Annotated in this window: 10 protein-coding genes and 1 pseudogene; 4 read left to right on the plus strand and 7 right to left on the minus strand. The window is 73.3% G+C overall.

The genetic code is table 11. The annotated features are described in order from the left end of the window. The 4 genes from AB0I76_RS17280 to AB0I76_RS17295 all read right to left on the minus strand — a co-directional run. Window positions 1-989 (minus strand): asparaginase (locus AB0I76_RS17280; RefSeq protein WP_357035997.1); only part of this gene is annotated, 989 nt, incomplete at its 3' end. Window positions 990-1,082: 93 nt separating this feature from the next. After that, window positions 1,083-1,925, minus strand: a complete 843-nt coding sequence (locus tag AB0I76_RS17285; protein ID WP_357036001.1) for a 3-keto-5-aminohexanoate cleavage protein — start codon at window positions 1,923-1,925, stop codon at window positions 1,083-1,085. A gap of 112 nt (window positions 1,926-2,037) precedes the next feature. After that, a complete protein-coding gene (locus tag AB0I76_RS17290; protein ID WP_357036004.1) occupies window positions 2,038-3,147 on the minus strand; it encodes a folate-binding protein in 1,110 nt (369 codons plus the stop codon). Next, a complete protein-coding gene (locus AB0I76_RS17295) occupies window positions 3,144-3,572 on the minus strand; it encodes a Fur family transcriptional regulator (protein ID WP_357036007.1) in 429 nt (142 codons plus the stop codon). Before AB0I76_RS17295 ends, AB0I76_RS17290 begins: the two co-directional genes overlap by 4 nt. Window positions 3,573-3,640: 68 nt before the next feature. Between AB0I76_RS17295 and AB0I76_RS17300 the strand changes: the two genes are divergently transcribed. Continuing rightward, the gene (locus AB0I76_RS17300; protein WP_357036011.1) at window positions 3,641-4,489 is read left to right on the plus strand and encodes an aminotransferase class IV; all 849 of its coding nucleotides are present in this window, start codon (window positions 3,641-3,643) and stop codon (window positions 4,487-4,489) included. Window positions 4,490-4,504: 15 nt separating this feature from the next. On the opposite strand, the gene AB0I76_RS17305 is transcribed toward AB0I76_RS17300, so the two are convergent. Further along, window positions 4,505-5,101, minus strand: coding sequence for an FABP family protein (locus AB0I76_RS17305; protein WP_357036014.1), 597 nt, complete (start codon window positions 5,099-5,101; stop codon window positions 4,505-4,507). Further along, window positions 5,095-5,199 carry a small membrane protein MtfM gene (gene mtfM, locus AB0I76_RS17310; RefSeq protein ID WP_043966460.1) on the minus strand — a complete coding sequence of 35 codons (105 nt, stop codon included), beginning with the start codon at window positions 5,197-5,199 and terminating at the stop codon, window positions 5,095-5,097. Before mtfM ends, AB0I76_RS17305 begins: the two co-directional genes overlap by 7 nt. A 23-nt stretch (window positions 5,200-5,222) precedes the next feature. Between mtfM and AB0I76_RS17315 the strand changes: the two genes are divergently transcribed. The 3 genes from AB0I76_RS17315 to AB0I76_RS17325 all read left to right on the plus strand — a co-directional run bounded on the left by AB0I76_RS17315 (window position 5,223) and on the right by AB0I76_RS17325 (window position 8,095). Beyond that, on the plus strand, window positions 5,223-5,585 hold the full coding sequence (locus AB0I76_RS17315; protein ID WP_357036017.1) for a DsrE family protein: 363 nt from the start codon (window positions 5,223-5,225) through the stop codon (window positions 5,583-5,585). 78 nt (window positions 5,586-5,663) lie between these two features. Continuing rightward, entirely contained in the window at window positions 5,664-6,044 is a 381-nt protein-coding gene (locus tag AB0I76_RS17320; RefSeq protein ID WP_357036020.1) for an SCP2 sterol-binding domain-containing protein, read from the plus strand. Next, a complete protein-coding gene (locus tag AB0I76_RS17325; protein ID WP_357036024.1) occupies window positions 6,041-8,095 on the plus strand; it encodes a glycogen debranching N-terminal domain-containing protein in 2,055 nt (684 codons plus the stop codon). The genes AB0I76_RS17320 and AB0I76_RS17325 overlap by 4 nt, the downstream gene beginning before the upstream one ends. Before the next feature lie 18 nt (window positions 8,096-8,113). Here AB0I76_RS17325 and AB0I76_RS17330 read toward each other — a convergent pair. Further along, window positions 8,114-8,296 (minus strand): annotated as a pseudogene (locus AB0I76_RS17330) (hypothetical protein); the annotation flags it as partial.

Consider the following 8,296-nt stretch of genomic DNA (forward strand, 5'->3'; position numbering starts at 1 on the left):
CTCGGGCAGAGCCCGGCCGACGGCGCCGGCGTGGAGAAGGGCGCCCAGGCTCCTACGGGGAGGCCGCCGCCGAAGAGGGGGACCTCGGCGAACTCCTCCAGCACCGGCGCCGTGACGCCGAGCCGGCGCAGCCCGGACACCAGCACCGGCATCCGGGCGCGGGCCGCGCCGTCGTCGATCTTGAGGGCCACCGCGCCCACGCCGGGCACCGCCGCAGCGATGACCCCCTCCGCCCCCACCTTGGCGAGCAGACCCGGGACACCGCGCATCAGACGGGTGTCGTCGGCCCGCGTACCGCCGACGATCTCCGGATGGGCACGCATCGCGTCGGCCACGGTCCGCGGCTCCGAGCCGGGCTCCGCCCCGACCAGGCGCAGGTACGCCCCGGCGAGCCCGGTCAGCGACACCGCGAGCACCGGGGCGCCGCAGCCGTCCACACCGGTCGCCGCCACCGACTCACCGGTGAACTCCTCCACCGCCTGGAGCAGGCGCTGCTGCAACGGGTGCTCGGGCCGCCAGTAGCCGTCCAGCGGCCAGCCGGCGGCCCGGCAGGTCAGCAGCATTCCGCTGTGCTTGCCGGAGCAGTTCATCTGCGTACGGGTGGGGCCGCCGCCCGCGCGCAGCACCGCCTCCCGGGCCTCCTCGCCGACGGGCAGGTCCGGCGGGCAGTGGAGCGCCGAGGAGTCCAGCCCGGCGCGGGCCAGCAGCGCACCGACCCGGGCGAGGTGGAACTCCTCCCCGGCGTGGCTGGCCGAGACCAGCGCCACGTCGGCCGGGTCGGTCAGCGGCAGCCCGGCGCGCAGCATCGCGACCGCCTGCATCGGCTTGTTCGACGAACGCGGGAAGATCGGCGACGTCACGTCCCCGGCACCGGTCAGCAGGGTGCCCGTCGCGTCGAGCACCACCACCGATCCCCGGTGCACACCCTCCACGAAGCCGGACCGGACCACCTCGGCGAGCGGCGCGCCGCCCTCGTACGTCTTTCCCACGAGGTGGACGGTACCGCCCGCTGATCACCGCCGGCAGGCGGGTGACCAGGTCCGGGACGTTCCGGCGTACAGGAGTGCCCGGCGCGGGACCGCTTACCGCCGGGCGGCGGCCAGGCCGAGCAGCTCACGCGCCTCGGCGGTGGTGAGCGGAGGGCGCTGGGCGAGCTGCGCGAAACCGACCGCCCGGGCCACGAGCTGCATGTTGGACTCGACCGGCCGCCCCTTGGCGTACGTCACGGTGTCCTCCATGCCGACCCGCAGGTGCCCGCCGGTGGCCAGCGAGGCGAGCAGGACGGGAATCGTGCTGCGGCCGACGCCGGTCGCGGAGAACGTGGTGCCCTCCGGCAGGTCGCGCAGCATCTGGTGGGCGGCAACCAGGGTGGCGGCGGTGCCCGGCATGCCACCCGGCACGCCCATCACGAAGTCGACGTGCACGTGGCCGCCGGCCGGCAGGCCGTACTTGCCGAGCAGCCGCTGGAGGGCGGCCAGGTGACCGAGGTCGAAGATCTCGTACTCCGGCACGATCCCGCGCTCCTGCATCCTGGTGTGCAGGTCGACGATGAACTCCCAGCGGTTGAGGAAGACGTCGTCGCCGAAGTTGACCGTGCCCATCGTGCAGGAGGCCATGTCCGGGCCGGCGTCGAGCACCGCGAGCCGGGCGGCCTCCGGGTCGGTCACCGCGCCGCCGGAGGAGAGCTGCACGATCAGGTCGGTGCTCTCCCGCAGCGCCCCCACGGTCTCCCGCAGCCGGCCCTGGTCGAGGGTCGGCCTCGCCTCGTCGTCCCGGATGTGGACGTGGATCACGGCGGCGCCGAGCGCCTCGCACTCCTTGGCGGTCAGCAGCAGCTCGTCGAGGGTCACCGGCAGCGCCGGCACCTCCGCCTTCGCGGACTCCGCACCGGTGGGGGCAACCGTGATCAACGTCCCTGTCGTCATGCCCGGATCCTAGACGGCCCACTCAGCCACGGTCGACAGGAAGTCTTCCGGCGTGAGTGGCGTTAAGAAGGGACCCTTCCTCTACCGCAGGCGTTAAGAAGGGGCCCTTCCTTCAGGCGTCGATGGCGGCGGCGGTGTCGCCGATGCGGAGGCGGGCGTCGCCGGGGACGTTGCGCTTGACCACCGCGAGGGCGATCTGGCCCAGCTCGTGGTGGAGCACGGCGGTGCCGACGAAACCGACCGCCCGGCCGTCGAGCGTCACCGGCGTGCCGGCGGCCGGCGGCTGGTCGGTGGTCACCCCGTCCAGGTGCAGGAGTACGAGCCGACGCGGCGGCCGGCCCATGTTGTGCACGCGGGCCACCGTCTCCTGACCCCGGTAACAGCCCTTCTCCAGGTGGACGGCCGGAGCGATCAGGTCCACCTCGGCCGGGATGGTCCGATGGTCGGTGTCCACCCCGACCCGGGGCTGCCGGGCGGCCACCCGCACCGCCTCGTACGCCCACAGTCCGGCGACCGGCACCCCCGCGCCACGCAGCTCGGCGACGACCTGCTCCATGGTGGCCCGGGGCACCAGCAGGTCCACGCCGAGCGGACCCCGGCGGGCCCACCCGCCGGACGGCAGCGGGCGGACGTCGTACAACGCGGTCGGCCGCGGCGGCACGGAGCCGGTGGGGAACTTCGGGCCCGGCACCGCGACCACGTCGGGTGCCGCCAGGCCGGTCACGCCGAGGGTGGCCAGCGCGCCCGGCGCGTCCGGCCCGACCAGCGAGAGCAGCGCGTGCTCGGGCGTGACGTCCCGGGGCTCGACCTTGCTGAAGAACCGCATCTTCTCCAGGTACGACAGCAGGCCGGCGGTGGCGCCGGGCTCGGTGTCCAGCCAGGTGGTGACGCCGTCCTCGGCGACCACGGCGTGCTGCTCGACGTGCCCGTGCGGCGACAGCACCAGCAGCTCGGTGCCCTGCCCCGGGCCGAGCTGCGCCAGGTGCTGCGTGGTGAGGGTGTGCAGCCAGCCGGTCCGCTCCTCGCCCGGCACCGCGATGACGCCCCGGTGCGACCGGTCGACCAGACCGACCGACGTGTCCAGGGTGCGCTGCTCACGGAGCGGGTCGCCGTAGTGCGCGGCCACCCCCCGGACGCCGGCCGCGACGTGCGCCGGCTCGGGCTGGTCGCGGCTGGCCTCGTCGATGCTCTCGACGGCCACCGCGCCCGCGATGTCGATCATGTCGGTTCCCCGTTCTCGCAGCGACCGCAGACACCGAAGAGCGAGACGTGGCCGATGTCCACCCGGAACCCCCGCTGCCGCACCAGCTGGTCAGCCAGGGGGCGCAGCAGCTCGGGGTCGATCTCGTCGACCGCCCCGCACTCCCGGCAGACCAGGTGGACGTGCTGGTCCTCGCCCGCCGCGTGGTAGGTCGGCGAACCGTGCGAGAGGTGGGTGTGGGTGACCAGGCCGAGCCGTTCCAGCAGCTCCAGCGTGCGGTAGATGGTGGTGATGTTGACGCCCGCGGCCACTTCGCGGACCGCCGTGTGCACCTGCTCCGGGGTGGCGTGCCCCAGGTCCAGCACCGCCTGGAGGACCAGCTGCCGCTGCGCCGTCAGCCGCAGCCCACGGGCGCGGAGCATTTCCGCGAGGGAGGATTCGGACACCGTCCGATCATAGTTCGCCGCGGGCACGACTCCCGACCGTGACCGGTCCGCCGCTAGGCTCAGCGGTCATGGTGGCGTCGAGGATCGCGGTGCTCGGACGAGGGCCGGTGGCGGCGGGCGAGCCGGTGCTGCGGGGCGACGACCTGGGCGTGCTGCGCGGTGACGGGCTCTTCGAGACCATGCACCTGCGGGCGGGGCAGCCGTGGCTCCGCGACGAGCACCTGGACCGGATGGCCCGCGCGGCGAAGGCAGTGGACCTGCCCCTGCCGCCCGTCGATGCCCTCGCCGGGCTGCTGGACGAGGTCGCGGCCGGGTGGCCCGCCGAGGTGGAGGGCGCGCTGCGGCTGGTGTGCACCCGGGGCCCGGAGGGAGGCGGGGAGCCGACCGTCTACGCGACGCTGGCCGAGGTGCCGGCGTCGGCCCGGGCCGCACGCCGGGACGGGATCACCGTGGCCACCCTGCCGCTCGGCGTGCCGGCCGCCGCCCGTACCGAACTGGACTGGTTGCCGGCCGGCATCAAGTCGACGTCGTACGCGGTGAGCACGGCCGCCCGGCGCTGGGCGTCGCGGACCGGGGTGGACGACGTGCTCTGGGTCTCCTCCGACGGGTACGCCCTGGAGGGGCCGAGCGCGAACGTCGTCTGGCTGGCCGGCGACACGCTCCGTACGGTCCCGGCGGGCGGCACCGGGATCCTGCCGGGCACCACCGCGGCCTGGCTGCTCGCCCGCGCCGACCGGGTCGGCCTGCGCGCGGACGAGTGCATGGCGACACCGGCGGACCTGCACCACGCCGACGGGGTGTGGTTCACCTCGTCGGTCCGGGGGCTGGTCGAGGTGCGCACGCTCGACGGCACCGACCGGCCCCGCTGCGCGCGCACCCCGGACCTTCAGCGCCTGGTGGCCTTCCCCCTGCCCTGACGGTGACGGACGGGGTCAGCCGCCGACCCGGACGAGGCGCGCGGAGAGGTGCGGCGTGAGGCCGTGGCCGAGGGCGGCCATGTCCTGGGCGTACAGCAGGGCGCCCTCGACGATGCCGAAGAGGCGGTGGCCCGCCGTGACCTCCTTCGCGGTGGAGGTGCGCACCACGGCGTCGGTGACGAACTCGATCTGGGTGCCCTTGCGCTTGCCGATGTGCAGCTCCATCACCCCGGTCGGGGTGGTCATCAGCGCTTCCAGCTCGTCCGTCGCGCGGTCGCCGTCCAGCACCGGACGCCACCAGCCGACCTCACGACCGGCCGGGCGGACGGGCCGGCTCTGCTCGTCCAGGATCCAGGCCCGGGACTCGTAGAACAGGAACGGGCGGCCGTCGTGGCTGATCCGGATCTCCTGCCCGAAGTCGAAGTCCTCGATGCTCGGGAAACCGCCCCGGCCCCGGCCCCGCCACACACCCACGTACGGCAGCAGCGCATCCAGCGTCGGGTGCAGCTTCGGGCCGACGCGCAGGTCGTGGCTCTCCTCGAAGGGGTAGGGGTCGACCGGCGGTGCGTTCAGCCACGGCGGCTGCAGGGGGTTCTCGCTCGCGCTCACCAACGACCTCTCGATATGCGTACGGCAACGTAGACCAGGCCCCCGGCGAGCGCGCCCAGGCCGGCGACCAGCAGGCTGACGAACCCGATCTCGGTAACCATCCCGGCCATCCTATGCTGGGTCCATGGCCCGCACTCTCGTCGTCAAGGCCACCGCGGGCGCGGACGCGCCGGAGCGGTGCGCCCAGGCCTTCACCGTCGCCGCCACCGCGGCCGCCGCCGGGGTGGACGTGTCGCTCTGGCTGACCGGCGAGTCGACGTGGTTCGCCCTGCCCGGCCGCGCCCAGGAGTTCGAGCTGCCGCACTCCGCCCCGCTGGCCGAGCTGCTGCACGTGATCCTCACCACCGGCCGGGTCACCGCCTGCACCCAGTGCGCCGCCCGCCGGGACATCGGCCCCGGGGACGTGCTGCCGGGCGTCCGCATCGCCGGCGCCGCGGTCTTCGTCGAGGAGGCCATGGCGGACGGGGCGCAGGCGCTCGTCTACTGATGCGGCACCCGCCGGACGGCGGGCGGGTGGAGTTCCGATAAGGGCCCGACAACTCGGGCGAGTGCCTACGATTCGGGTGTGAGCGAGGCGATCGAGCGGTTCTTCGAATCGCTGCCGGCGCGCGCCCCGCAGGTCCTGCGCGGACCGGTCGCCGGGACCATCCAGATCGACCTCTCCAAGGACAACCAGACCACGCACTGGCTGGTCCGGATGGCGCCGGGCGAGATCGAGGTGAGCCAGGTCCGCGGGCCGGCAGACGCGATCTGGTACAACTCCGAGGAACTGTTCGAGCGCCTGGTGACCGGGCGGGCCCAGGCGATCGCGGCCGTCCTGCGCAACGAGAGCACCTTCAGCGGGAACGTCGTGCTGTTCCTCGCGTTCCGACGGTTCTTCCCGACTCGGCCCGGCACCAGGGATCCACGCGAGGTCGCCCGCCAACAGGCCGGGCGGCTGCGGTGAAGGACCTCGTCAGCATCCTGGACGGCAACACCTTCCTGGTGAGCGACCGGCGTGGCGACATCGAGCCGTCCGTGGACTTCCCGACCGGTCTCTTCTCCTTCGACACCCGGTTCCTCTCCACCTGGCTGCTCACCATCGGCGGCGAACGCCTGCACCCGCTGTCCATCGACGACTCGACGTCCTACCGCACCCGCTTCTTCCTGGCGCCCGGCGAGCCGACCCACTACCTGGACGCCAAGGTCTCGGTGATCCGCAGCCGCGCGATCGGTGGCAGCTTCGCCGAGGAACTGACCGTGCTCAACCACACCCGCGAGGAGATGGAGTTCACCGTCCGCGTGGAGATGGGCGCGGACTTCGCCGATCTCTTCGAGGTCAAGCAGGAGATCCACAAACGGGGTCGGACTATCGCGACGGTGGGCGAGAACGAGCTACGGCTCACGTACCGCCGGGAGGCCTTCCACCGGGAGACCCTGATTACCACGAGCGCGCCCGGGGTGGTCGACGTCTCGGGCATGACCTACCGGATCCGCATCGGCCCGCACGGCGAGTGGACCACCCGGCTGCAGGTCGCGACCGTCGTGTACGGCGCACGCGGCGAGGACTTCCGCGCCAGCCTGCCACTGGGGGGAAGCCGGGGCCCGGCCGTCATCGAGGCCGAGCAGGACGAACTGATCGCCCGGGCGCCGCAGCTGGGCTGTGACTGCGAGCCGCTGGCCGGAGCGTACCGGCGCAGCCTGAACGACCTGGCCGCCCTACGGTACGAGTCGATCACCCTCGGCGTCCAGCTGATGGCCGCCGGGCTGCCGTGGTTCATGACCCTCTTCGGTCGGGACAGCATCATCACCTCGTTGCAGGTGCTGCCCTTCCTGCCGGAGCTGATCCCGCCGACCATCCTCATGCTGGCCGGTCTCCAGGGGTACCGGCTCGACGACTTCCGCGACGAGGAGCCCGGCAAGATCCTGCACGAGCTGCGGTACGGCGAGACGGCCGGTTTCGAGGAGCAACCCCACTCGCCGTACTACGGGTCGGCCGACTCGACGCCCCTGTTCGTGATCCTGCTCGACGAGTACGAGCGCTGGACCGGTGACAGCCGGTTGGTCCGGCAGTTGGAGGCGCAGACCCGGGCCGCGCTCGCCTGGATCGACACGTACGGCGACCTGCTCGGCACCGGCTACCTCTGGTACCAGACCCGCAACCCGGACACCGGCCTGGCGAACCAGTGCTGGAAGGACTCCTGGGACTCGATCTCGTACCAGGACGGCCGACTGCCCGGCTTCCCCCGCGCCACCTGCGAACTCCAGGGCTACGCGTACGACGCGAAGATCCGGGGCGCCCGGCTGGCCCGGACGTTCTGGAACGACCCGGCGTACGCCGAGCAGTTGGAGCGGGAGGCCGCGGAGTTGAAGGCGCGCTTCAACCGCGACTTCTGGATCCCGGACCGGGAGTACTACGCGCTCGCCCTGGACGCCGACGGCCGGCACGTGGACGCGCTCACCTCCAACATCGGGCACCTGCTGTGGAGCGGCATCGTCGACGAGTCCCGCGCCGGACGCCTGGCCGAGCACCTGCTCGGCCCCCGCCTCTTCACCGGCTGGGGCATCCGGACCCTCGCCGACGACCAGGGGCGGTACAACCCGATCGGCTACCACGTCGGGACGGTCTGGCCGTTCGACAACTCGCTCATCGCCTGGGGACTGTGGCGGTACGGCTACCGGGAGGAGGCCGGCCGGGTCTGCGAGGCGATGCTGGCCGCGTCCCGGTTCTTCGACGGGCGGCTGCCGGAGGCCTTCGCCGGCTACGAGCGGACCCTCACCGACTACCCCGTGGAGTATCCCACCGCGTGCAGCCCGCAGGCCTGGTCGGCGGGGACGCCGCTGCTGCTGCTGCGGGTCATGCTCGGCCTGGAGCCGCAGGGCGAGCACCTGATCATCGACCCGGCCGTGCCGGACGGGATGGGGCGGGTCGAGTTGTTGGACATCCCGGGCCGGTGGGGACAGGTCGACGCCCTGGGCCGCAGCCGCGGCCCCCACGACGGAACACGAGGCCACTGACCCCCGTCGGTGGGTGGGTCAGGGGGTGCAGGGGAGGGTGGCGGAGAGACGGACCTCGCCGTCGGTCTGGTCGGCGATGACGCTGACCGGGCCGGTGCGGTACGCGTACACCTCGGGGTTGTCGACGACCGGGACGCCACCGGACAGCGGCGCGAGCGCGGCGCCCAGGGCCGGCGGCGCCGGGACGGGGTCGGCGCGGAC

The organism is Micromonospora sp. NPDC049799 (genome assembly GCF_040656655.1).
Lineage (GTDB): Bacteria > Actinomycetota > Actinomycetes > Mycobacteriales > Micromonosporaceae > Micromonospora.